Origin of the sequence: uncultured Eudoraea sp. (genome assembly GCF_947260015.1) — a bacterium.
GTDB lineage: Bacteria > Bacteroidota > Bacteroidia > Flavobacteriales > Flavobacteriaceae > Eudoraea.
The window spans coordinates 258,865-282,105 of the sequence record NZ_CAMYOM010000001.1 but is presented as its reverse complement, the minus strand read 5'-3'; the positions used below and the strand labels follow the sequence as shown (position 1 = coordinate 282,105).

General features: G+C 35.4%; 27 protein-coding genes. 10 read left to right on the top strand and 17 right to left on the bottom strand.

All coding sequences use genetic code 11. From position 1 onward, the window contains the following. The first annotated feature begins 230 nt into the window (after positions 1 to 230). The gene (locus tag Q0X66_RS01350; RefSeq protein ID WP_297702676.1) at positions 231 to 857 is read left to right on the top strand and encodes a hemolysin III family protein; all 627 of its coding nucleotides are present in this window, start codon (positions 231 to 233) and stop codon (positions 855 to 857) included. On the opposite strand, the gene Q0X66_RS01345 is transcribed toward Q0X66_RS01350, so the two are convergent. Next, complete coding sequence (locus Q0X66_RS01345; RefSeq protein WP_297702675.1) at positions 854 to 1,525, bottom strand: ZIP family metal transporter; 672 nt, start codon at positions 1,523 to 1,525, stop codon at positions 854 to 856. The two genes, Q0X66_RS01350 and Q0X66_RS01345, sit on opposite strands and share 4 nt — an antisense overlap. Before the next feature lie 82 nt (positions 1,526 to 1,607). Between Q0X66_RS01345 and Q0X66_RS01340 the strand changes: the two genes are divergently transcribed. Then, complete coding sequence (locus tag Q0X66_RS01340) at positions 1,608 to 2,774, top strand: THUMP domain-containing protein (protein ID WP_297702674.1); 1,167 nt, start codon at positions 1,608 to 1,610, stop codon at positions 2,772 to 2,774. 67 nt (positions 2,775 to 2,841) lie between these two features. Here Q0X66_RS01340 and Q0X66_RS01335 read toward each other — a convergent pair whose 3' ends face one another. Genes Q0X66_RS01335 through rlmD form a run of 3 tightly spaced genes read right to left on the bottom strand, consistent with a single transcriptional unit; the run spans position 2,842 to position 5,565 of the window. Further along, positions 2,842 to 3,627 (bottom strand): DUF6048 family protein, encoded by a 786-nt coding sequence (locus Q0X66_RS01335; RefSeq protein ID WP_297702673.1) that lies wholly within the window; start codon positions 3,625 to 3,627, stop codon positions 2,842 to 2,844. Next, the gene (locus tag Q0X66_RS01330; RefSeq protein ID WP_297702672.1) at positions 3,608 to 4,111 is read right to left on the bottom strand and encodes a DUF6452 family protein; all 504 of its coding nucleotides are present in this window, start codon (positions 4,109 to 4,111) and stop codon (positions 3,608 to 3,610) included. The genes Q0X66_RS01335 and Q0X66_RS01330 overlap by 20 nt, the downstream gene beginning before the upstream one ends. A 38-nt stretch (positions 4,112 to 4,149) precedes the next feature. Then, positions 4,150 to 5,565: a 23S rRNA (uracil(1939)-C(5))-methyltransferase RlmD gene (gene rlmD / locus Q0X66_RS01325; RefSeq protein ID WP_297702671.1), complete on the bottom strand. Its 1,416-nt coding sequence runs from the start codon at positions 5,563 to 5,565 to the stop codon at positions 4,150 to 4,152. A gap of 119 nt (positions 5,566 to 5,684) precedes the next feature. Here rlmD and Q0X66_RS01320 point away from each other — a divergent pair, with 119 nt between their 5' ends. The 3 genes from Q0X66_RS01320 (at position 5,685) to rocD (ending at position 8,018) form a co-directional block, all read left to right on the top strand. Beyond that, positions 5,685 to 6,233, top strand: a complete 549-nt coding sequence (locus Q0X66_RS01320) for an RNA polymerase sigma factor (protein ID WP_297702670.1) — start codon at positions 5,685 to 5,687, stop codon at positions 6,231 to 6,233. Then, positions 6,226 to 6,609, top strand: coding sequence for a DUF6768 family protein (locus tag Q0X66_RS01315; RefSeq protein ID WP_297702669.1), 384 nt, complete (start codon positions 6,226 to 6,228; stop codon positions 6,607 to 6,609). Before Q0X66_RS01320 ends, Q0X66_RS01315 begins: the two co-directional genes overlap by 8 nt. Before the next feature lie 122 nt (positions 6,610 to 6,731). After that, positions 6,732 to 8,018: an ornithine--oxo-acid transaminase gene (gene rocD, locus Q0X66_RS01310; protein ID WP_297702668.1), complete on the top strand. Its 1,287-nt coding sequence runs from the start codon at positions 6,732 to 6,734 to the stop codon at positions 8,016 to 8,018. 83 nt (positions 8,019 to 8,101) lie between these two features. Here the strand turns inward: rocD and rplS are convergent, their stop codons facing one another. From rplS to Q0X66_RS01280, 6 genes are all read right to left on the bottom strand, one after another. Then, positions 8,102 to 8,452 (bottom strand): 50S ribosomal protein L19, encoded by a 351-nt coding sequence (rplS, locus tag Q0X66_RS01305; RefSeq protein WP_297702667.1) that lies wholly within the window; start codon positions 8,450 to 8,452, stop codon positions 8,102 to 8,104. Between the two features lie 136 nt (positions 8,453 to 8,588). Next, complete coding sequence (gene trmD / locus Q0X66_RS01300) at positions 8,589 to 9,266, bottom strand: tRNA (guanosine(37)-N1)-methyltransferase TrmD (protein ID WP_297702666.1); 678 nt, start codon at positions 9,264 to 9,266, stop codon at positions 8,589 to 8,591. Between the two features lie 30 nt (positions 9,267 to 9,296). After that, the gene (locus Q0X66_RS01295) at positions 9,297 to 9,740 is read right to left on the bottom strand and encodes a GNAT family N-acetyltransferase (protein ID WP_297702665.1); all 444 of its coding nucleotides are present in this window, start codon (positions 9,738 to 9,740) and stop codon (positions 9,297 to 9,299) included. 40 nt (positions 9,741 to 9,780) lie between these two features. Beyond that, positions 9,781 to 10,401 (bottom strand): tRNA (guanine-N1)-methyltransferase, encoded by a 621-nt coding sequence (locus Q0X66_RS01290; protein ID WP_297702664.1) that lies wholly within the window; start codon positions 10,399 to 10,401, stop codon positions 9,781 to 9,783. Positions 10,402 to 10,540: 139 nt separating this feature from the next. Next, complete coding sequence (locus Q0X66_RS01285; protein WP_297702663.1) at positions 10,541 to 11,989, bottom strand: glyceraldehyde-3-phosphate dehydrogenase; 1,449 nt, start codon at positions 11,987 to 11,989, stop codon at positions 10,541 to 10,543. A 120-nt stretch (positions 11,990 to 12,109) separates the two neighbouring features. Then, positions 12,110 to 13,501, bottom strand: coding sequence for a trypsin-like peptidase domain-containing protein (locus Q0X66_RS01280; protein WP_297702662.1), 1,392 nt, complete (start codon positions 13,499 to 13,501; stop codon positions 12,110 to 12,112). Between the two features lie 126 nt (positions 13,502 to 13,627). Between Q0X66_RS01280 and dapF the strand changes: the two genes are divergently transcribed. The 4 genes from dapF to Q0X66_RS01260 all read left to right on the top strand — a co-directional run bounded on the left by dapF (position 13,628) and on the right by Q0X66_RS01260 (position 16,746). Continuing rightward, on the top strand, positions 13,628 to 14,404 hold the full coding sequence (gene dapF, locus Q0X66_RS01275) for a diaminopimelate epimerase (RefSeq protein ID WP_297702661.1): 777 nt from the start codon (positions 13,628 to 13,630) through the stop codon (positions 14,402 to 14,404). Further along, on the top strand, positions 14,401 to 14,922 hold the full coding sequence (locus tag Q0X66_RS01270) for a GNAT family protein (RefSeq protein ID WP_297702660.1): 522 nt from the start codon (positions 14,401 to 14,403) through the stop codon (positions 14,920 to 14,922). Before dapF ends, Q0X66_RS01270 begins: the two co-directional genes overlap by 4 nt. Next, on the top strand, positions 14,922 to 15,965 hold the full coding sequence (mltG, locus tag Q0X66_RS01265) for an endolytic transglycosylase MltG (RefSeq protein WP_297702659.1): 1,044 nt from the start codon (positions 14,922 to 14,924) through the stop codon (positions 15,963 to 15,965). Before Q0X66_RS01270 ends, mltG begins: the two co-directional genes overlap by 1 nt. A gap of 148 nt (positions 15,966 to 16,113) precedes the next feature. Continuing rightward, the gene (locus Q0X66_RS01260; protein ID WP_297702658.1) at positions 16,114 to 16,746 is read left to right on the top strand and encodes a hypothetical protein; all 633 of its coding nucleotides are present in this window, start codon (positions 16,114 to 16,116) and stop codon (positions 16,744 to 16,746) included. Between the two features lie 53 nt (positions 16,747 to 16,799). Here Q0X66_RS01260 and Q0X66_RS01255 read toward each other — a convergent pair whose 3' ends face one another. The 3 genes from Q0X66_RS01255 to dnaA are packed head-to-tail and all read right to left on the bottom strand — an operon-like array spanning position 16,800 to position 19,423. After that, positions 16,800 to 17,522 carry an SAM-dependent methyltransferase gene (locus tag Q0X66_RS01255; RefSeq protein ID WP_297702657.1) on the bottom strand — a complete coding sequence of 241 codons (723 nt, stop codon included), beginning with the start codon at positions 17,520 to 17,522 and terminating at the stop codon, positions 16,800 to 16,802. A 1-nt stretch (position 17,523) separates the two neighbouring features. After that, positions 17,524 to 17,991, bottom strand: coding sequence for a low molecular weight protein-tyrosine-phosphatase (locus Q0X66_RS01250; protein ID WP_297702656.1), 468 nt, complete (start codon positions 17,989 to 17,991; stop codon positions 17,524 to 17,526). Between the two features lie 7 nt (positions 17,992 to 17,998). Continuing rightward, positions 17,999 to 19,423, bottom strand: a complete 1,425-nt coding sequence (gene dnaA, locus Q0X66_RS01245) for a chromosomal replication initiator protein DnaA (RefSeq protein WP_297702655.1) — start codon at positions 19,421 to 19,423, stop codon at positions 17,999 to 18,001. A 208-nt stretch (positions 19,424 to 19,631) separates the two neighbouring features. On the opposite strand from dnaA, the gene Q0X66_RS01240 reads away from it, so the two are divergent. Next, on the top strand, positions 19,632 to 20,060 hold the full coding sequence (locus Q0X66_RS01240) for a thioesterase family protein (protein ID WP_297702654.1): 429 nt from the start codon (positions 19,632 to 19,634) through the stop codon (positions 20,058 to 20,060). A gap of 26 nt (positions 20,061 to 20,086) precedes the next feature. On the opposite strand, the gene Q0X66_RS01235 is transcribed toward Q0X66_RS01240, so the two are convergent. From Q0X66_RS01235 to ribD, 4 genes are read right to left on the bottom strand one after another with little or no spacing between them, the layout of a single operon-like run. Then, positions 20,087 to 20,704, bottom strand: coding sequence for a YigZ family protein (locus Q0X66_RS01235; protein WP_297702653.1), 618 nt, complete (start codon positions 20,702 to 20,704; stop codon positions 20,087 to 20,089). Then, positions 20,704 to 21,567, bottom strand: a complete 864-nt coding sequence (locus tag Q0X66_RS01230) for an EamA family transporter (RefSeq protein ID WP_297702652.1) — start codon at positions 21,565 to 21,567, stop codon at positions 20,704 to 20,706. The genes Q0X66_RS01235 and Q0X66_RS01230 overlap by 1 nt, the downstream gene beginning before the upstream one ends. Further along, positions 21,561 to 22,172 (bottom strand): HAD-IA family hydrolase, encoded by a 612-nt coding sequence (locus tag Q0X66_RS01225; protein ID WP_297702651.1) that lies wholly within the window; start codon positions 22,170 to 22,172, stop codon positions 21,561 to 21,563. The genes Q0X66_RS01230 and Q0X66_RS01225 overlap by 7 nt, the downstream gene beginning before the upstream one ends. Beyond that, positions 22,165 to 23,217 (bottom strand): bifunctional diaminohydroxyphosphoribosylaminopyrimidine deaminase/5-amino-6-(5-phosphoribosylamino)uracil reductase RibD, encoded by a 1,053-nt coding sequence (gene ribD, locus Q0X66_RS01220; RefSeq protein ID WP_297702650.1) that lies wholly within the window; start codon positions 23,215 to 23,217, stop codon positions 22,165 to 22,167. Before ribD ends, Q0X66_RS01225 begins: the two co-directional genes overlap by 8 nt. Positions 23,218 to 23,241 lie beyond the last annotated feature (24 nt).

Genomic DNA, 23,241 nt, shown 5'->3' with positions numbered 1-23,241 from the left:
AGCTGCTTATTCTGTACTGCGCTTGAATGCACAGGCAGTCATTGAATAGGCCGCCGCCTTCTTTAAAAGCACTTATCATTTAGTTGATAGGTGCTTTTTGTTTTTATACCTTTATTATTTAAATGTACCAGGTATGCTTAAAATTTTCTTCGCACTTAATTTTACTATACAAAACAAATTATTGTACAAAAAAAGGGTTTTAGTTAAGTGCTTGGAAAACATAATGGATTATGAAAATTGACTATCACAAAGAAGAAAAATTAAACGCCATATCGCACGCCATTGGCATTATGCTCGGTATTTTAGGATTCTACCTCCTTCTTAAGTTTAATGCCAATAGAACAGAATACGCTACCATTTCAGTGATTATTTATAGCACTTCAATAATCCTATTATTCTCCGCTTCAACACTCTATCATTATATTTCTACCCAATCAGTAAAGATGAAACTCAGGGTTTTGGATCATATATGTATCTATTACTTAATAGCAGGGACCTATACGCCCGTGGCCCTGATTACCTTAGAAGAAGGGAATGGGTGGTTAATTTTTTATACCGTTTGGGGGATTGCATTGGGAGGTACTATTCTTAAACTTTTTTTTACAGGGAAATTTGAGATATTTTCCTTGCTTTTGTACCTTTTTATGGGTTGGTTAATAGTTTTTGATCTTCAAAACCTGCTTTCAAATACATCAAAAACCGGACTGTATTTATTAATGCTGGGTGGAGCTTTTTATACAATTGGTATTTTTTTCTATGCTTTCAAAAGGATTCCACATAACCACCTTATTTGGCATTTCTTGGTATTAGCCGGTGCCATAAGTCATTGGCTGTATATCGCCTTTGCAGTAATCTAAAGAAAATATGCTATCGCTGTTCCAAGTACTATGGCCGATAATTTTCTAATATTGAATGTATGGCCTTCAGTGCTTTCAAAAAGTATAACAGTCGAAATATGGAGAAATACGCCTATAACTAGTGCTGTAATTGGAGCGCTGTAATCTGAGATAAAATCGAACTTTGAGGCTGCATAACTTCCTAGCGGAGTCATTATAGAAAAAAATACCATAAACAATGACCCATAGAAAATATTAATTTTGGAACCTACCAGGAAGATACTTAGAATAACGGATATTGGTATTTTGTGAACCAAAATGCCATATATTATATCATTGTTCTGGTTTATAGGAATACCTTCTAAGAATGCATGAACACAAAGACTTATAAAAAGTAACCAGGGAAAATTACTTTCCAGGCTATTAAGATGTACATGACCGTGTTCCGCACCTTTTGAAAAGAACTCTAAAAAAATCTGAAGGAGAATCCCAAGCATAATAAATATCCCAATTATCTTAGGATCAGCTTGTTTGTAGACTTCCGGCAGAAGTTCAAAAAGTGTAAGTGCTAGTAAAAATGAACCGCTGAATGCCAGCAACAAGCGAAGGCCTTCTTTTTTTTTAGGCTTTGTAAGGACCACAAAACCAAAGCTTAAAAGAACAGCAATGATCAGTAAAATATAAGTCATGCTTAATTTAAATGGTATTAGGTATACTGAAAAACAATGTGGATAAAATTAATGTATTTTTGTGGCATTCTTTAAATATACTATGGGTAATAATTTTAAAATGGTAGCCAAGACCATGTTTGGTTTTGAGGAAATACTGGCCAGGGAATTGCGTAACCTTGGAGCCGTAAATGTTAATGAAGGGGTAAGGATGGTTTCTTTTGAAGGCGATACCGGTTTTATGTATAAAGCCAATTTATGCCTTCGTACCGCTATAAAGGTTTTAAAGCCTATCCATTCGTTCTATGTTAAAGATGAAACAGACCTTTATAAGAAGATATATGCGATGGATTGGTCCAAATACCTAAACACGGAAAGAACTTTTGCCATAGATGCGACGGTTAATTCGGAAAATTTTACACATTCACTATATGTGTCTCAAAAGACAAAGGATGCCATTGTAGATAAATTTCGTGATACTGTTGGTAAACGACCTAATGTGGATATTAAGTTTCCGGAATTACGTATAAATATCCACATCCAAATGAACCAGTGTAATGTTTCCCTTGACACTTCCGGTCGCTCATTGCATCAAAGAGGTTACAGAACAGCAACCAACATTGCTCCAATTAATGAAGTTTTGGCAGCCGGACTTCTACTTTTAAGTGGCTGGGATGGACAATGTCAATTTTTAGACCCAATGTGTGGCAGCGGGACATTCTTAACGGAAGCGGCGATGATTGCATGCAACATACCGGCAAATATAAATCGCAAGGAATTTGCATTTGAAAAATGGCAAGATTTTGACAGTGAACTTTATGAGAAAATAGTTGAAAGTAGTCTTAATAAGACAAGGGAGTTTCATTATAAAATTACTGGTTATGATAAAGCACCCTCTGCAGTACAAAAAGCAATTGATAATGTAGAGAATGCCAATCTCTCAGAATACATTTCTGTTGAGCGTAAAAATTTCTTTGAATCGGAAAAATTCACAGAAAACCATTTACATATTGTATTTAATCCACCTTATGGAGAACGACTAGATATTGAAATGGAAGAATTTTATGGGAATATTGGGGATACTTTGAAACAAAATTATCCGGGAACAGATGCGTGGTTCATTACCTCTAACCTTGAAGCTTTAAAGTTTGTCGGGCTTCGTCCTTCGCGAAAAATAAAAGTATTTAACAGTCAATTGGAATCTCGCCTGGTAAAGTATGTAATGTACAAGGGTAGTAAAAAAGCTAAATACAACAAACAGGTCGAGTAAATAAATCCTTAGTTTAAAGCTTTTGTGCTTAAGTATTTTGATTTAAAAGAATTCAGGAAAATTTGAACTATTCTTCCGGAGGGCTTTCCTTCTTCTTTTTATTTGTCTTTTTTCTATATAATGGGATGAAATAAGAAATAGTATAATTATAGCCTACCCCAAATTTACTATTATCATTTACCTTATTGAAACCGGGAATCCATAGGTTAGGGAAGAAATCAGCTTCTTTATTTGTAAATAGATAAGAGAGTCTAACGCTGCCGCTAAGGTAAAAATTTGCAAAGAGCTCAACTTTTATTCCTACAAGAAACTCTAGCCAGGTAGCGGTTAAACCACTGAATTCTTCAGACGAACCAGAACCAGGAGCAAAATTATTGGGATTCCAATATCTGTTGCTATCATAAATCGTATAATTATTTAATGTCTGGCTAAAGGAGCTACCCGCAAATCTAGCGCCGAAAATAATAGCATTAGTCATCCCGTACCAATTCTCATAGGTGTTAAAATCAACTCCAAGTTTTACATAACTTCCTGAGGTAGTATAGTTATACAACACGACTCTATCAATGTCATCTACATTTTCAAGAGATTCTGTACTCGTTTTTTTCTCATTGCCAAATTCTGCGGCCACGTAAAGTTTTTTGGTAATGCGATAGTCAGCTACGAATTCCAGGCCCGAATAATCACTATCAAATAATGCTCGTATAGGTTTGCTTAAATCAATACCAACCCTTAAGCCATATCGCTGACCAAAACTTGTGGAATCTCTGGCACCTAAATCCAGTGAATCATTTTGGGCTCTGGCTGTGAAGAAGCACAAAAGAAGTAAACAACTAGTGAAAAATCTTAACATGTATGCTGTCTTGCTTTTGTATTAAGGGTGAAACAATTTCAATGTTTTGAATCCAATTTTCACTATCAGTAGTAAGTTGTTCACCCAATTCGTCGTAATTGGCGATAAAACCACAGGCTCTGGATATAAAAACCTCTAATGTGTTATAATCAAAAGTGAGCGTGTCTTTATTTCCTGTTTCCACATCATCTTCATCGGCAGAATCAGAGATTAATACAAACCCTGTATTCACTTCATTTATTCTTAAAGGCAATGTAATGGAATCTAAAGATGTCCTATCAGCTATTGTATTTACGTTTGTGGTTTGGCCCAAACCAATTACTCTCAAACTAGGTACAGTTTTGAATTCACCCGGATTTTCATTATCATAAAATCCAATTATCAGCAAAGGTGTGTCGCCGTCTACACAGATATCATCTTTTTCACAAGCATTAAAGGAAATAATCACCAGTAAAATCAGAAAGAGAACCTTCTTTTTTCCCATACCCAGTTAGCAAATGTTTTAAGTATAAAAGATTATAATCAATGTATCTTTTTTTCCAAAAGTACAACATTTTCTACGTGATGTGTTTGTGGAAACATATCTACAGGTTGTATTTTTTTTATTTGATATGCTTCTTTCATAAGTTCCAGATCACGCGCCTGTGTTGCACTATTGCAACTAACATAAACAATTTTATCTGGCGCAATTTCAAGAATTTGCTTGACCACATCTTTGTGCATCCCATCTCGTGGCGGGTCTGTTATTATAAGGTCCGGTCTTCCGTTAAAGGCCACAAACTCATCATTCAATATATTCTTCATATCTCCTGAGAAAAAAGTTACATTGTTAATGTTATTCTCCTGAGCATTTGCCTTGGCAGCTAAAATAGCTTCTGGAATTGCCTCAATTCCTACGACTTTTTTAGCTTCCGCAGCAATGAATTGGGCTATGGTACCTATTCCGGTATAAAGGTCATAAACCAGTTCCGTTTTATTTAAACCTGCCAGGTCTCTGACTACTTTATAAAGTTCGTGGGCTTGTTGAGAATTGGTCTGATAAAAGGACTTTGCAGTGATCTTAAATTTAAGACCTTCCATTTGTTCGTAGATAAAATCTTTACCGTAATGGCAGTAAATTTCCTGATCATAAATTGTGTCATTACCCTTGCGGTTAATGACGTATAACAAAGAGTTAATTTGCGGAAAATTATTTTTCAGGTGATCTAGCAACCCGTTTCGTTTGTTCTCATCATCATCATAGAATTGGATTAGCACCATAATTTCTTTGGTAGACGAAGTTCTTATCATCAGTGTTCGCAAAAGCCCCTTTTGATTTCTTGGATTAAAAAAGCTAAGTTCTTTTTCCTGAGCATATTTCTTTATTTCCAGGCGTATGTCATTTGAAGGATCTGCTTGTAAATGACATTTTTTAATATCAAGTATCTTATCCCACATTCCCGGGATATGAAATCCAATTGCATTTTTATCTGTTATTTCATTTTTTGAATTGATTTCTTCCTGGGTTAGCCACCTGCTGTCAGAAAATGAAAATTCCATTTTATTCCGGTAAAAATACCTTTGATCGGATCCGATTATGGTTGAAATTTCCGGAATTTCCAGATGGCCTATTCGTCTTAAATTGTTTTCAACTTCTTTTTGTTTGTAGAACAATTGGTGCTGGTAATCCATATGTTGCCATTTGCACCCTCCACAAACCCCAAAATGTTCACATACAGGATCTGTGCGTTTATCAGACAAGGTGTGAAATTTAATCCCAACACCCTCAAAATAAGCCTTTCTTTTTTTTGTGGTCTGAACATCTATAACATCACCTGGTACAGCATTGGAGATGAATATAACTCTACCATCTGGTGCTTTACCAATGGTTTTTCCTTTGGCTCCTGCGTCTGTGACGGCTACATTCTCAAAAATTTCCCTGGTTCTGCTTTTCCTCATGCGGCAAAAATACCATTTACTGCGAATCTTTAATCTTATCTTTAAGAGGAATTGGATAAAAAAAAGTAAAAATTATTGAACCTTTTCCAAATTAATCTGTCTCTATTGTTAGAAAGGATATGGGAAACGCTAAAAAAATATTCGAAGGATTGTTGGTTTTACAATATCTATCAGGGAATAAGAAAGCAATTTCCTTATTAGTAAAGCGATATAATTCAAAAATGTGTACTCACGCCTATTGGCTCACTTATGATAAAGATTTAGCTAAAGATATTGTTCAGGACAGCTGGGGAATAATTATTAAAAAACTACCCTACTTAAAAAAACCTAACAGTTTTGGTAGTTGGGCATTGCAGATAGTTACTAGAAAATCTTTTGATCATTTAAAAAAAAATAGTAGAGTTAGGGAAAAATTAAAGGATTATTACAACGAGCCGAAAGTAGATAATGATTTAGACCACAAAGAATCTGATCTTATAAAAGTTTATGAGGCTATTAAAGGATTGCCTCAAGATCAACAAATTGTTCTACGGTTGTTTTATTTGGAAGAATATTCCCTTAAGGAAATCAGTGAGATTTTAGACAAATCTAAAGGGACGGTAAAATCAAGACTATTCCATGCCCGTGAAAAATTAAAAACAATTTTAAAAAACAGAATTCATGAATAAGAAGACAGAAAAAATTGACGAACTAATCAAAGAGACTTTATCTAAAGAAGAAGCTGCTTTCTACGATCAGTTGGAAGAACAAAATCTGATTGGGAAACTTGGGGAAGTTTATAGAGGAAAATTAGGATGGTTAGCTATCATTATGAATGTAGTGACCGTGCTGATGTTTATGGCATTCGTTTATTGTATAGTTCAGTTTTTTAATACAGATAACACTAATGAACTAATAAAATGGGCATCTGCCGGTTTTTTGAGTATGATAGCAATGGGAATGCTCAAGTTATTTGTTTGGATGCAAATGGATAAGAATGATATTCTCCGTGAATTCAAACGATTAGAACTACAAATAGCAACCCTTAGCAGGATTGAAAAATAAAAATGAGAAGCAAATAGCTTATTTCATTAATAGCGGCATAATTTGTATTTTAGCGCTTCCGCATAGGATGATTTCTCTCCCAAAGAAGGAATAGCTAAAGTTTTATTTAAATTGTCAGGAAAATGGCAGTATTAGAAAAGATATCTTCCCAAGATGCTATAGCATTGGAAGCTAAATACGGTGCGCAAAATTATCATCCCTTACCAGTAGTTCTGAACAGGGGTGAAGGAGTCTATGTATGGGATGTAGAAGGTAAGAAATATTATGATTTTCTATCAGCATACTCAGCTGTTAATCAAGGGCACTGCCACCCACATATTATTTCTGCCTTAAAAGAACAAGCCGAAAAATTAACTCTTACTTCCAGAGCGTTTCATAATGATATGCTTGGTAAATATGAAAAGTACATTACCGAATATTTTGGTTTTGACCGCGTATTACCTATGAATACGGGAGCTGAAGCGGTAGAAACTGCAATTAAACTGGCCAGAAAATGGGGGTATGAGAAAAAAGGGATTCATGCGAATCAGGCAAAAATAATTGTTTGTCAAAATAACTTTCATGGTCGCACTATTACCATTATTTCTGCCTCTAATGATCCAATAGCTACAGAGAATTTTGGTCCGTTTACTCCTGGGATTTTTTCAATCAGGTATAATGATATAAATGCGCTAGGGGAGGCTTTGGAGGACAATAAGGTTGCTGCATTTATGGTTGAACCTATTCAGGGAGAAGCAGGTGTTTATGTTCCGGACGACGACTACCTAAAAGAAGCGCATAATCTATGTAAGCAAAAGAATGTTTTATTCATTGCAGATGAAGTACAAACCGGCGTTGCAAGAACTGGCCGTTTGCTGGCCTCATGTGGTAATTGCTCCTGTGCTGATAAGATGTGTAGCGGAACCCCGCAAGTAAAACCCGATATTTTAATTTTAGGTAAAGCTCTATCTGGTGGCGTTTTCCCGGTTTCTGCTGTCCTTGCCAATAATGAAATAATGGATGTCATTCGACCCGGGAATCATGGTTCTACCTTTGGAGGAAACCCATTGGCCTGCGCAGTTGCCATTGCGGCTTTGGAAGTCGTCAAAAACGAGAATCTAGCTGAAAATGCTTATTATCTTGGGAAATTATTTCGGTCTGAAATGAGAAAGTTAATAGAAAAAAGCTCCCTTGTTAAGCTGGTAAGGGGTAAAGGACTTTTAAATGCGATTGTCATTAATGATACGGAAGACAGCTCAACAGCCTGGGAAATATGCCTTGCCTTAAAAGAAAATGGGTTACTGGCAAAACCGACTCACGGGAATATCATTCGTTTTGCACCACCATTGGTCATGACACAAGATCAACTCTTAGACTGTGTTTCTATTATTTCTAAAACAATATTGGATTTCGAGAAAAAAAGCAGCTAAAAAGTAGATTTAGTGCTGTTTTGGGTATAAAAAAACCCTGATTAACATATCAGGGTTTCTTTTTTGTTTTAAGTACTAAAATATTAGGACCTAACTTCTTTGATTCTTGCTTTTTTACCAGTAAGGCCTCTAAAGTAAAATATACGAGCTCTGCGTACTTTACCTTTTTTGTTAATTTCAATTTTTTGCAAAGCCGGCATGTTTACAGGAAATATTCTTTCTACACCTATTGTCCCTGACATTTTGCGGATTGTAAAAGTTTCTGTTGCACCAGAACCTCTTCTTTGTATTACCACACCTTTAAAAAACTGGGTACGTGTTTTTTCCCCTTCCTTTATTTCGTAATAAACGGTTATTGTATCACCAGGAGCGAATTGTGGAAATTCTTTTTTAGGGACAAATTCGTTTTCAACAAATGTTACTAAGGATTCCATTGATCTTTATTTTAATTAAGTCAAAACCAACATTCACGGACTTCGTCAGAGGTTGATTTCAAATCGAATGCAAAAATAGTCTTTAAATTATTACTTACAAGATTTTTTTCGCAAATTTTATGGGGAACCAAAAGTTTTACTCTTCCAATAAATCAGGTCTGCGCTTTAAAGTCCTTTCCATTGCTTGGTCTTCCCGCCATTTCTCAATTTCAGGAAAGTTACCGCTTAATAAAATATCAGGGACTTTTAGGCCTTTATATTCTCTGGGTCTAGTGTATACAGGTGGGGCCAATAAATTGTCCTGAAAGGTATCCGTCAGGGCAGAAGTTTCATCATTTAGCACCCCTGGAAGTAAACGAATAACAGAATCGCACAGCACAGCTGCCCCCAATTCACCTCCTGATAGTACATAGTCTCCAATAGATATTTCTCTCGTGATTAAAGTTTCTCTAACTCTTTGGTCAACTCCTTTATAATGACCACAGAGAATAATAATGTTTTTTAATAAGGACAGGCCATTTGAGGTTTTTTGATTTAAGGTCTCGCCATCAGGCGTCATATAAATAATTTCATCGTAATGTCGCTCTTTTTTAAGAGCACTTATACATTTATCAATAGGTTCAATCATTAAAACCATACCGGCCCCACCCCCAAATTGGTAATCATCTACTTGATTATAGCTTTTATCTGTATAATCCCTTAAGTTATGTAAGTGTATCTCTACCAGTTTCTTTTCTATTGCACGCTTCAATATAGAGGCCTCAAAAGGGCTTTTTAATATTTCTGGTAAGACAGTAATAATATCTATTCGCATAAGAGCTATTCTTGTTCTATTTTAATGGACCTATTTAGCTTCCCAAAAATAATAAAGAGAGGAAGTGTTTTTTTTCCAACCCAGGCGTTCATATAATTTTTGAGCAGGGTTGTTTATTGCAGTTCCCAGGGCCAATCCCTTATATTCTAACAATATGCAATAATCTTTGGCGCTGTTCAATAATACTTCGCCAATGCCTTTTTTTCGAAATTCATTATATACATACAAATCATTTAGAATAAATATGGGTTTAAGGCCTACTGTAGAAAAAGAAGAATACAATTGGGTAAAACCGGCTGGAGAACCGTCATAAAATGCGATAAAAATTATAGAATCTTTATTCTTTATTCTGGCTTCCAAAAATCTTTGGGCCTCCTGTTCATCTGAATTCTGGTTGTAGAATATTCTGTATTTATCCAAAAGAGGAATCAATGTTGGGATATGTTCTTCTTTTGCCCGAATAATATTAATCATGACCTATTATGCTAAAAAAAGCTCCCTTTAGGAGCTTTTTTTATTTTGATTTTTTGTATTTATTTATTTCGTCCTGGAGTTGCCTGCTTATCTTTTGCTCTCTTTCCAAAGCCCTGCGCCTGTGATCCTCGTATTCAGTTTCCAACTCGCTTAAATTGGACTTTGCTATCTGAGTTAGAATATTGCTTCTTCGAAACTTATAAACAAACATAAAGAATAACAGAAGTAAGCCAATAATTATGGTCCACAGAATGACATTATAAGTGCCCTTTGAAACCTGAGCACCCAATAAGGACATACTGTCTTTCTCATTGCTAACGGTTGTAAGGTTATCAGTGGTTTCTTTTAATTTACTATTTAGGGAGCTAATAGTGGCTTCGTGATTGCTTATCGTATTTTTTAATTCAATAGCCTTTTTATTTGAGGCATTAACAGAATCAAGAACATTTTTCTTAAGCTTATCGAGGTTGATAATACGCACCACCTCATATCTTTTTCCTTCTGCATTGTAGTTGCCAGATTTTTTGTATAAATATTGAAACTGACTTTCTATGGAACCACTATCTAAAGACAATTCTTCCTGCTGAGCACTCTGCTGTGCAAATTGTAGGTTACATGTCAGGAAGGCGATTACAATATAAAATTTGCTAAAACCTTTCATTAAAATAATTCTAAGTATTAATATATGATTTAGAGAAGTAACGAAAGTACTCTAATATTATTAATTAATAAAAAAAATTCGACGATCATAAATTATTCCTGAAAATTCTGACATCTGTCATAATTGTTGAAAAAATCCATTAATAATACGTGAATCGTCTCACTTTTGCTATATATTTTGCTAATCTGATTACCTGATGTGAATACCCAAACTCATTGTCGTACCAAACATAAAGCACAATATTTTTACCATCAGCGGATACTATAGTTGCGTTACTGTCATATATAGAAGGTGCAGCTGTCCCAACAATATCTGTTGAAACCAGTTCATTACTTAGTGAATATTTAATTTGCTCCACCAAATCACCCTCCAAAGCATACTTTTTTATTATGGTATTTAGGGCATCTGCTGATGTCCTACTTTTAATCTCCAGATTGAGTATAGCCAATGAACCATTCGGAACAGGTACTCTTATTGCATTTGATGTTAGTTTACCTTTCAGTGATGGCAGTGCTTTTTCCACTGCACTCCCTGCCCCTGTTTCCGTTATTACCATGTTTAGTGCAGCCGCTCTTCCCCTTCGGTATTTACCATGTAAATTGTCAACCAAATTTTGATCGTTTGTATAGGCATGAATGGTTTCCAAATGTCCTTTTTTTATCCCCAGTGAATCGTCAACAATCTTTAATATTGGTGTAATGGCGTTAGTTGTGCATGAGGCGGCGGAATAGATGTCAATAGTATCCGGATCAAAATCATATTGATTAACACCATGTACAATATTTGGTATTTCTTTACCGGGGGCAGTCAGAAGAACTTTGCTGACCCCAGATGCTTTCAAATGCCTTTCCAAAGATTTTTTATCTCTGAAGGCGCCCGTATTATCAATAATCAAGGCATTATTAATTCCATATTTGGTATAGTCTATTTTTTCAGGATTATCAGAACTAATAATATGCACCGTGGTCCCATTAATTACCAGGGCCTTCTTAGCAATATCATAATCTACGGTTCCTGTGAATTGACCATGAACGGAATCTGTTTTCAACAATGTAGCCCGTTTCTCCAGAATTTCTTCAGTTAATTCTCCTCTGGTAACTATGGCCCTAAGCCTTAGCTGATTGCCTTTGCCTGTCTTAGCCATGAGCTCTCTTGCTATTAGTCTTCCTATTCTTCCAAAACCGTAAAGCACCACATCCTTAGGCTTAATTTCTTTCGTATTATTGGCATCTTTTAATTTGTAAATAATAAATGTCTTAACTTCCTGATAAATGTTGTTATCTGAATGGTACTCGTATGTAAGCTTGCCTATATCTATCTTGGAAGGGGGTAAATTAATGTCATTAATTGCGCGCAATAATTCTACTGAATCAAAAATAGAAATAGGTTTTTGTACAAATTCACCTGCGTATTCGTGAAGATTTATTATATCACTGACATTTTTATCAATTACTTGATTCTTAAAAAGCACCACTTCGATGGCTTTATCGTACCATAGATCACTTATAATTTTGATGAATTCCGTTGTAGCTTTTCTTCTATCTGCCTGAAAAGCAAGCTCTTTTTCATAAGATTTGATTGGGCTCATCTATGTTACGTTGTTTTATTTAGACGCAAAATTATTGAATTCTAATGGGATCACATAAGGAAAAGATAAATAAAAAAGCACTCCAAACGGAGCGCTTTTTATAGGCTTAAAAATAACTTTTTATTGAAAAACAATTCGTTCTATCTCCCCATTTTTATCGACAAGTGTTATTACCGTTTTGTCATATCTAGAGATAGCGCCAAAGATGTTTTTTGCTTCATAAATATTATTTACCTTCTCATCATCAATTTCCAAAATCACCTTTCCATTTAGCCCATATCCCCTGTAGGTCTCTGGTACACCTGTAATCTTTACACCTACGCTCGTATTAAAGATTTTTTTGTCACTCTCTGTCAAGTTTTGAACTCGCAGTCCCATAACCGGAACAACCATGGATTGTCGTTCTTTTAATTCAACCGGTATTATAATATCTTCTCCATTTCGAGCAATTGTAACTTTAATTCTATCTCCAGGTCTCTTTGTGGATACATAGCCAGTTAGATCTGCAAATTTCCGCACTTTAATATTATCAACCATCTTTATTATATCTCCTGACCTTAAATTAGCGTCATCTGCACCTGAGTCCTCTTCTACACCATCAATATATACACCATCAATTTCATTTATGCCATTATTCACAGCATAGGGGGTACTAAGACGGGGAGAAGTTATACCGAGTATTCCTTTCTGAACGTTTCCATATTCCATAATGTCCTCAACTACCTTTTTCGCAATATTACTAGGCACTGCAAAGGAGTAACCAACATAGGAACCGGTTTGTGAAGTAATGGCAGTGTTTATACCTATTAGATCACCATTTGTATTTACCAATGCACCTCCGCTATTGCCCGGATTAACGGCAGCATCTGTTTGGATAAATGATTGATCTCTGCCTAAATCTCTGGCTTTGGCGCTAACTATTCCTGCCGTTACAGTCGATGTTAGATTAAACGGATTACCAACAGCTAACACCCATTGCCCAATTTTAGCTTCATCAGAATCACCAAAAGCAAGATAGGGGAGGATCTCATCCACATCAATTTTAAGTAGTGCAATATCGGTATTAGGATCCGAGCCGATAATTTCCGCCTCATAAGTTTTATTATTGTTTAACGTAATTCTAATCTCATTAGCCTTGGAAATCACATGATTATTAGTTACAATATACCCATCTGGGGAAATGATAACTCCGGAACCGGTGCCCACCTGTGGAATTTGACGACTTTCAGAGCCATAGAAAAAATCCAATAAGCTTCCCGGGCTGCTATTTAAAGTAAGGTTTTTAACATGTACAACCGCGTTAACGGTATTTTCCGCAGCAATGGTGAAATCAACTTCATTAATACCATTTCCTTTATACGATACTGCTTTGTTGCTAGTAGTTAATAATGGCATCTCTGAATTGTCTGTTATTACCGCATAATTTGTTTTTTCAAAAAACATCTTATAGGAAATAAGGGTGATTGCCCCGGCAAAAACAGCAACTATTAATAGGCTTCCAAATCTTTTCATAATTAAATGTACTTTTAAATTGTTAGTAAAATTAATTGATTTTTAATCTAATTATTTCCATTTAACGACTTTTTAACTCATTAAAATTCCCTAAATAAAGTCATATCTTTGTTACCTGAATTAGCTATGACAGTTACATTTTATAAATATCAGGGAACAGGCAACGATTTTATTATGATTGATAATCGGATTGGAGAATTTCCAATAGCTGATAACAATTTAATTGCATTTCTCTGTGCCAGACATTTAGGTATTGGTGCAGATGGATTAATCTTATTGGAAAATGATATTTCAACGGATTTTAAGATGATATATTATAATTCTGATGGAAATCTTGGTAGTATGTGCGGTAATGGCGGAAGATGCATTGTGGCTTTTGCCCAATTTCTTGGAATTATTGAGCAAAAAACAGAATTTAATGCCGTAGATGGGTTGCACCATGCCACAATTGACAACGGAATTATTAGCCTTCAGATGCAAAAGGTCACCGAAATTATGGCAAAACCTAATTGTCTTTTTTTAAATACCGGTTCTCCCCATCATGTTCAGATGGTTTCTAATTTAGATACTTATAAGGTAGTGGAGGAAGGGGCAAAACTGCGATATGGAATTTATGGAGAAGGTGGGAGCAATATAAATTTTGTTGAACAAGTTTCACACAACGATTTTTCTGTACGCACTTATGAAAGGGGTGTGGAAAACGAAACCTTGTCCTGTGGAACAGGGGTCACCGCAGTGGCGCTGGGAATGCATTATTGGGGAAAGACAAATAGTGAAGAGGTTAATATTTTTACTATAGGCGGAAATTTATCAGTTAAGTTTAACAAAGGCCCAGAAGGATATGAAAATATAAGGCTGGATGGTCCGGCTAAACAAGTATATAAAGGAATAATAGAGATTTGATTTTAAAGGGAAAACAAACCAAATTACGGGCACTGGAACAGTCAGATTTGGAATTTTTATACGAACTGGAAAATAATTCCAATATCTGGGAAATTAGCGGTACTATAACACCTTATTCCAGACAAGTACTCAAATTGTATCTGGATAATGCGCACAGAGATATTTATGAAGTAAAACAGTTACGCCTTGCCATCTGCAATGAACTGAACAAAGTAATTGGTTTTATCGATCTATTTGACTTTGACCCCAAAAACAGAAGAGCGGGAATTGGGATCGTAATTCTGGATAAGGCGGATAGAAATAATGGTCACGGTTCCGAAGCTTTGTCTTTGCTATGTAATTATGCTTTTACTGTGCTAAATTTGAACCAGGTATACGCCAATGTGGGCGAAGAGAATCAGGTTAGCATACAACTATTCAAAAAGATGGGGTTTGAACTCGCGGGAGTTAAAAAAGATTGGATCCTTTTTGGAGGAAAGTTTAAAAATGAATTACTTTTTCAAATGTTTGGAAAATAATGTATATCAAGAAAATTTTATTGCTCATAGTACTTCTTGGCTTGATTGCGGGAGGGGCCTTTTCATATTTAATATATAACGCTCTTTTTTCACCCAATACTGCCTTTAATAATAAGGAAGCTTATATTTATATTCCAACAGGCAGTTCATATGATGATTTTAAAAATCTGGTTGCACCGCTTTTATCTGATATGGAAACTTTTGAGGCGGTAGCAAAACGGAAAAAATATATTGACAATATAAAGCCCGGAAAATATCTTCTAGAGAAAGGAATGAACAACAATGAGATTGTTAATACTTTAAGAAGTAAGAATATTCCGGTCAATGTTTCCTTCAATAATCAGGAAACTTTGGGAAAATTGGCGGGAAGAGTTTCAAGTCAAATTGAGGCAGATAGTATTTCTTTATTAAAAGCTTTCACCGATCCTGAATTTCTGCAAGAAAATGGCTTTACGGGAGATACTGGCCTTTCACTTTTTATTCCCAACAGTTATGAATTTTTTTGGAATACGTCTGCAACAGGTTTTCGCGATAGAATGCTGAAGGAATATCTTCGTTTTTGGAATGACGATAGACTAAAGAATGCAGAAGTGTTAGATTTGACACAAATCCAAGTAATATCCCTGGCTTCAATTGTTCAAAAGGAAACAGCCAAGGTTAATGAGAGGCCAAGGGTTGCGGGATTATATCTTAACAGGCTGAAAAAGAATATGTTACTTCAGGCAGATCCCACTGTAATTTACGCCTTAAAACGAGAACTTGGAAACTTTGATACGGTTATCAAACGAGTGTTATATAAAGATTTGGAGCTTAATTCACCATATAATACTTATAAATATGCAGGAGTTCCTCCAGGACCTATTACCATGCCGGATATTTCAGCCATTGATGCCGTTCTTAATCCGGAAAAACATGACTACTATTATATGGTAGCGAACGTTGAAGACTTTGGCTACCATAAGTTTGCTACAAACCTAGCACAGCATAACCGGAATAAAGTGCAATACATCCGATGGATAAATGAGCAGAATATAAACCGGTAGACTGTTAATCCAGAATATTGAACCGCTCATCAAATAATGATCCCATTTAAGGTTTTCTAAAGAATATTCGTACAAATCTGCTATATCTTTGTATTTGTAATTTAAGCGTATCATCTTTTTTGGTAGTAAGTCTTAAGAAAACACATATATGAAAAAGTGGTCATGTATTATTTGTCCGCTTATCATGATTTTAGTTTTAGTTAATTTTGGGTTTACAACAAAGTCTGAAGTTAAGGTCCCGGAAAAACTAAAAGTTAAAGAACCTACTTTAGTTCTGTTTCCCAAAAACAGGACAATTTTTACCCCATCTTTTGTAACACCTCCCTTTTTGGGAAGTTGTTATATAGGGTTTAAAGAGGCACTCGCATATAAAGAGTCTCAGGGAGATTATTTTATAATAAATACACTCGGCTATCTGGGTAAGTATCAATTTGGAATAGGAACTCTTCAATTAATGGGTGTTTATAATGCCACCAAATTTCTAAATGACCCAAGTTTGCAGGAGAAAGTATTTTATACAAATATTTCCCGGAACAAATGGATATTACGTAAATACATCAAATATTTTGTTGGTAGAAAAGTTAAGGGTGTTGAAGTAACCGAATCCGGAATATTAGCAGCTGCGCATTTAGCAGGCCCGGGTAACGTAATGAAGTATTTATACTCCAATGGCAGGAAGGATGTCCATGATGCCTATGGGACCAGTCTTGCAGATTACTTAAAAAAGTTTTCAGGATACGATATTTCCGATGTTTCAGCAATTAGGAACCCTAAAGTATAATTGAATAAGACTACAGAGATATTAAAAGCCTTGATGTTAAAGTCAGGGCTTTTTTAGGCCTGAATTATAAAAATTGTGGGTCTTTTATGGAGTTCAATGGATTCGGATATCCAACTACCAGTTAATTTGGTTAATATAAATTCTGAGGGTAACGTAATATCAGTTGCTACACAAAGCAAGGTATCTTTTGAAAGTGTTTTGACAAACTCCTCAAGTAGATTATTATTCCTATATGGAGTTTCAATAAATAGTTGGCTTTGATTATTTTCCCTGGAAATTTTTTCAAATCTTTTAATAGCTTTTTTACGCTCTGCAGTTTCAATAGGCAGATAACCGTTAAAAGCAAAATTTTGACCGTTAAGACCGCTTGCCATAAGAGCTAATATTATAGATGAAGGTCCAACCAGCGGCACTACTGCTATTCCTTTCTGGTGTGCAATTCGGACCACTTCAGATCCAGGATCAGCAATTCCCGGGCATCCGGCTTCAGATAAAACACCCACATTCTGGCCTTCTAAACAGGGATTGAGGAAAGAGGGAATGATTTCTGTGTCAGTGAATTTATTGAGAAGAGAAATGTTTAAATTGGGTTGTGATTTTCTGGGATTGATTTTTTTAATGAACCTTCTTGCAGATTTTTCATTCTCTACAATATAATAATCAATTTCTTCTATTATTCTCTTAATAGAAATCGGCAATACTTCTAGTGGTTCAGTTTCACCCAGAGTAGTGGGGATCATATATAACTTACCCTGTGAAGTATTTTTATTTTTCATTTTATAAACTCCGTTTTGAATTTAATTTTTTAGCAATCATATTACAAGCTTGATTTATAAGTTTATAAACCTCTTCAAAACCATCAGCTCCGCCATAATATGGATCCGGGACTTCACTTACGGATGCATTTCCCTCCTCCAATAAAAGTTTTACCTTTTCAATTTCATTTTTATCATCAGTCAAAGCTATGATGTCATGGTAATTACTTAAGTCCATGGCATAAATAACGTCAAACTGAGCAAAATCGATGGTGCTGAATTTTCTGCATCTTTGACCAGAAATATCTATACCATATTTTTTGGCAACAGCCACTGACCTCATATCAGGATTATTTCCAATATGATATCCTGCAGTACCGGCAGAATCAACAAAAACAACCTGCGAGTCGGTTTTTGCCTTTAGTATGCCTTCGGCCAATGGCGACCTGCAGATATTGCCCAGGCATACCATAAGAACCTTTGTTTGCATAACTTGTTCAGGAAAATTTCTTTGTTAAATCTTCGATGTATTTTCTAAACTGCTTATCTGTTTCCGCCAGATTATCCACTGTTTTGCATGCGTGAAGTACAGTCGCATGATCTCTTTTGCCTATCTGTGAACCGATACTCGCCAACGAAGCTTTAGTAAACTTTTTGGCAAAAAACATGGCTAGTTGTCTAGCTTGAACTATATGTCGTTTCCTTGTTTTGGATTGTAAGGTGGCAACATCCATTTCAAAGTAATCAGAAACAACTTTTTGTATGTAGTCTATAGATACTTCCCTTTTTGTGTTTTTTACAAATTTTTCAACCACCTGTTGTGCCAATTCAAGGGTAACTTCTTTCTTATTGAAGGAAGATTGAGCAATAAGGGAAATTATGGCACCTTCCAATTCTCTAATATTTGTCTTAATATGTTTGGCAACATATTCAACTATATCATCAGGCATTTCAACACCATCCCTGTATAGTTTGTTCCTTAAAATGGATATACGAGTTTCATAATCAGGATTTTGAAGCTCCGCTGATAATCCCCATTTAAATCGGGAAAGTAAACGTTGTTCAATATCCTGCATGTCTACAGGCGCCTTGTCTGAAGTTAGAATAACCTGCTTTCCATTTTGGTGTAAATGATTGAAAATATGAAAGAAAACATCTTGAGTGCCCGATTTTCCAGATAAGAATTGTACATCATCAATTATGAGGACATCGATTAACTGATAAAAATGAATAAAATCATTTCTGGTATTTTTCTTAACTGATTCAATGTACTGCTGTGTGAATTTTTCAGCAGATATATAAAGTACAGTGCGTTCGGGATATTTATCTTTAATTTCAACGCCTATTGCATGAGCCAGATGCGTTTTACCTAGTCCTACACCTCCAAATATCAAAAGAGGATTAAAAGAAGTTCCACCAGGCTTATTGGCAACAGCCAAACCAGCAGACCTTGCCAGCCTGTTGGAATCACCTTCCAGGAAATTATCAAAATTGTAATTAGGATTAAGCTGAGATTCTATCTTTATATTTCGAATTCCGGGTATTACAAAAGGATTCTTTAATTCAGGATTTTTAGATTTTATGGGAACATCCATTTCCTGAGGATTAACACTGCCTCGGTTTGAACTTGGAATTTGCTCTGTAAATGGTTCTCTGTTTCCATAAGTATTCTCCATCTTAATGACATACACAAGCTTGGCATTTTCTCCAAGTTCTTTGGTGAGCGCAACCTTAAGTAACTTTACATAGTGTTCTTCCAGCCATTCATAAAAGAACTTACTGGGAACCTGAATACTTAATGCATTATCAGATAACTTTACTGGTTTGATAGGCTCAAACCATGTTTTGAATGCCTGCGGTTGGATATTATCTTGGATAAAAGCCAAGCAATTGTTCCATACAGAATTAGCAGTAACACTCATTTTAAGGAATATCTTATTTAGTTGGTTAGAAATTTATCTTAATTGGTCAAAGAAAATGCCTATTTTGGCATTCTTTAGTGCGAGACAAATATGTGAACAAATATTCTAATAAAAAAATCATTTTGGGTTGATTTTTTTCTTTTTTTTTTGCATGTTCAGACCCCGCTTTAGGTTACTTAATAAATATATACCTTTTAGCTGATAAATTATGCTTTTTTATCGATTTTCTTTTAGGGTTCGTTACGGAGAAACTGATCAAATGGGAGTGGTGTATCATGGTAATTATGCACAATACCTGGAGATGGGAAGGGTTGAATGGCTAAGGGCTTTGGGTATTTCTTACAAAAGCATGGAAGAAAACGGCATAATCTTACCCGTAATTTCCTTACATCTAAAATTTATAAAATCTGCTGTTTATGATGATCTTATAACGGTTGTGACAAAACTTAAAAAAACACCCTCTGTTAGAATAGAATTTGACTACGAAATTTACAATGAAGCAGCTGAACTTTTAGTGGAGGCAAACACCGTTTTGGCCTTTATAAATGTTAAGACTAACAGACCTGTTAAATGCCCTGATTATCTGATAAATAAACTGCAAAATAATGATAATGATTCAAAAAGCGATTTGACTTAGTCCGGATGCAAAATTCTGTTGAATTACTAGTCATCTAATTTTGATATGGAGACTCCGTGAATACCCTTAAAGATGTATTCTGTCTGTAACGCGTTACTTAGTTTTACAGATATTTCAATAGTACAGTCCGTTGACATGTCCTGCTTAACGATATCAATTGCATTTTGTTTAATTACCCGCATTACTCTGCTAAGTAGTGGATAGCTAAAACAAAGATTATAATTGACTTTAACCGCCTTTTCAATGATTGAAGAAGATTCCAGAGCGAATTGAGCTGCTGTCCGATAAGCAGATATAAGTCCACCAACACCTAATTTGGTGCCTCCAAAAATACGTGCTACGGCTATCAGAACATTAGTTAATCCGAAAGATTTAATTTGACCATATATTGGCATTCCGGCAGAGTTGTTTGGTTCCCCATCGTCATTTGCTCTATACCTTTGTTTTTCAACACCAATTCTCCATGCATAACAAACATGATTCGCCGTTGGATGCTTTTTACGAATACGTTCTATAATTGGCTTTATATCATTCTCATTGGTTATTGGAAATGTATATGCATAAAATTTACTCTTGCGGTCTTTATAAAGTATACCTTCTGATGCCTTGGAAACTGTTTTATATAAACCAACTTTATTTTCCATCAGAAGAATGCCACTAGAATGATACTTATAACTGCCAACAAGATACCACCCCAGTTTTTGGAGCTGATCTTTTCTTTGAATAATATAATACCAAGTAAGGTGGAAAACATTACAATGGCAACATTATTTAGTGTAAAAATCGAAGCACTATTGAGCGTTTCATTTTGAAGCGCTCTTAATAAAAAGAAAATAGAGAAGAAATTAGGAATCCCGAGTGCAATACCCCCCAAAACATTTTTGAAATTGAGTTTTAAGGGTTTTTTAAAAGATCTTAAAAGAATAAACAAGATTCCGGTGCATGCTGCAGCACCAAATACAGTTGCTGAAAATATTGGAAATTCACTTGTTTCAATATAATTTTCTTCCATGAATTTTATGCTCGCGTCAATAATACCGGAACCTAAAAACACCATCACAGGCAACAAAAGAGATCTTTTTTGAATAGCTCTGGGTGTATCTTTCACAGATGCAAAATATACCGCAGCCAGTGCCAATACAATACCCGTTGTTTTAAAGAAGCTGAGTTTTTCGTTATACAATATAAGTCCCAGTATCACAGGGATCACGAAGGACATTTTGGTGGCAACAGATGCTACCGATACTCCCAGACGCTGCGAAGTCTTTGCCATAAGATTAAAGACCAAGATGAACAATACACCTAAAAACAAGGTACCATAAAACCAATCATTTTTTGGAATTTCATACAACTGTATGGGCTTGTTGTAAAATAGAACTCCTACAAAACATGCGGTAAAATAATTTGTAATTATCGCATAAATAGTTTGGACCTTGTGTGTGTCAAATAATTTAAAAATTACAAATATCAGACTTGAAAAAAGGATACTTAATAAAAGGTCTAACATTTTAATATTTTAGTATTTAGGTCTAAAATATCCTCTTCACCAACCTTAAGGCACCAGCATGTAATCCCTAATTCTGCAGCTGCAGAGGTATGTTCCTTACTGTCGTCTACGAAGAACGTTTTTTCTGCCCTGAGATTATTTGAATTCAGCACATATTCAAAAATGGCAGGTTCGGGTTTTCTCAAATTAAGCTCATGAGATAAATAGAACTTTTCAAAGCAGTTTTTAAACCGTACAAACCTTTCTTCACCCATTCTCTTCTTTGCAATTTCTATGTGTAATTCATTTGTATTGCTTAATAGAAAAAGACGATATTCTTTCTCTTTAGCCAATTTTTCTATAAACTTTAATCGCTGTTCTGGGAAATCAAGAATTATAGAATTCCACGCGTGAATTAAATCCAATCTACTTGCTTTGGGAAACATATGATTAGTTTGATTAAGAAAATGTTTAGTGGTAATCAATCCTTTTTCATAATCTATAAACAACCCTTCCAGATCAGGTGTAAGATTTTTAAAGCCATATACCTGCATTTCCCTCGCAGTTGCTTGTTTGTCCAGGTTTATGAAGACATCTCCAAAATCAAAGATGATATTCTCAATCATGTAAGAGTGTCTTTATGATATTATTACCTATCATTTCACTATCAACCGGTTTACCTTCAATATGTGGTGCTTTTGTGCCTGCGCCAAAAATTATATCTCCGGTAATTATTCTAGCTTCATCCCATAGTCCGGCATTGATAAAAGTGGCTAAGGTAAAAGCACCTCCTTCAATTAGAACACTGGCTATATTTTTTTGATACAGTATCCTGCAGGTTTCTTCGGCCAGATTCTTCTCAAAATCAACGATTTCATATTGCAAACCTTCCTGAAACTTAGTTTCATCCTCAATCTGAGTTAGGATTATGGTTTGGGCAGAATTGTCATAAATATGAAGATCTATTGGTAGTTTTAGCATTTTGTCAATAATTATTCGAACAGGCGAGGTTCCTTTCCAACAACGAACATCTAATCTGGGATTATCTTCTAAAGCGGTATTTGTCCCAACTAATATTGCCTGTTGTTCACTCCGCCATTGATGCACGCGTTGTTTCGCATAGGAATTACTAATCCAATAAGGTTGTGGGTTAGATTTGCGCATGTTCGCTTTGGGGGCAATAAATCCATCTTTAGTCTCTGCCCATTTTAAAATAATATAGGGCCTGTGTTTTTCATGAAAAGTCAAAAAACGCTTGTGATGCTCCCTGCACTCATCTTCTAATACTCCTGGTAACACTTCACATCCGGCTTCCTTAAGCTTTTTGATACCACGGCCAGATACCTTTTTATTAGGATCCTGAATGCCTATAATCACTTTTTGCAAGTTATTTTTTATTATTAGATCTGCACAGGGTGGGGTTTTTCCAAAATGGGAGCAGGGCTCCAGGGTAACATAAAGTGTAGCTTCTTTTAAAAGTGATTTATCCGCAACAGAATTTATTGCATTCACTTCAGCGTGTGGTCCGCCATATTGACTGGTGAATCCTTCCCCGATTATTTTATCTTGATGCGTTATTAGACTTCCAACCATTGGATTTGGAGATGAAGAGCCCAGGGCTTTTTTGCCTAATTCAATGCAACGACGCATATATTTTTCATGTATCTTCACCTTGCAAAAGTAGGATTTTCCTGA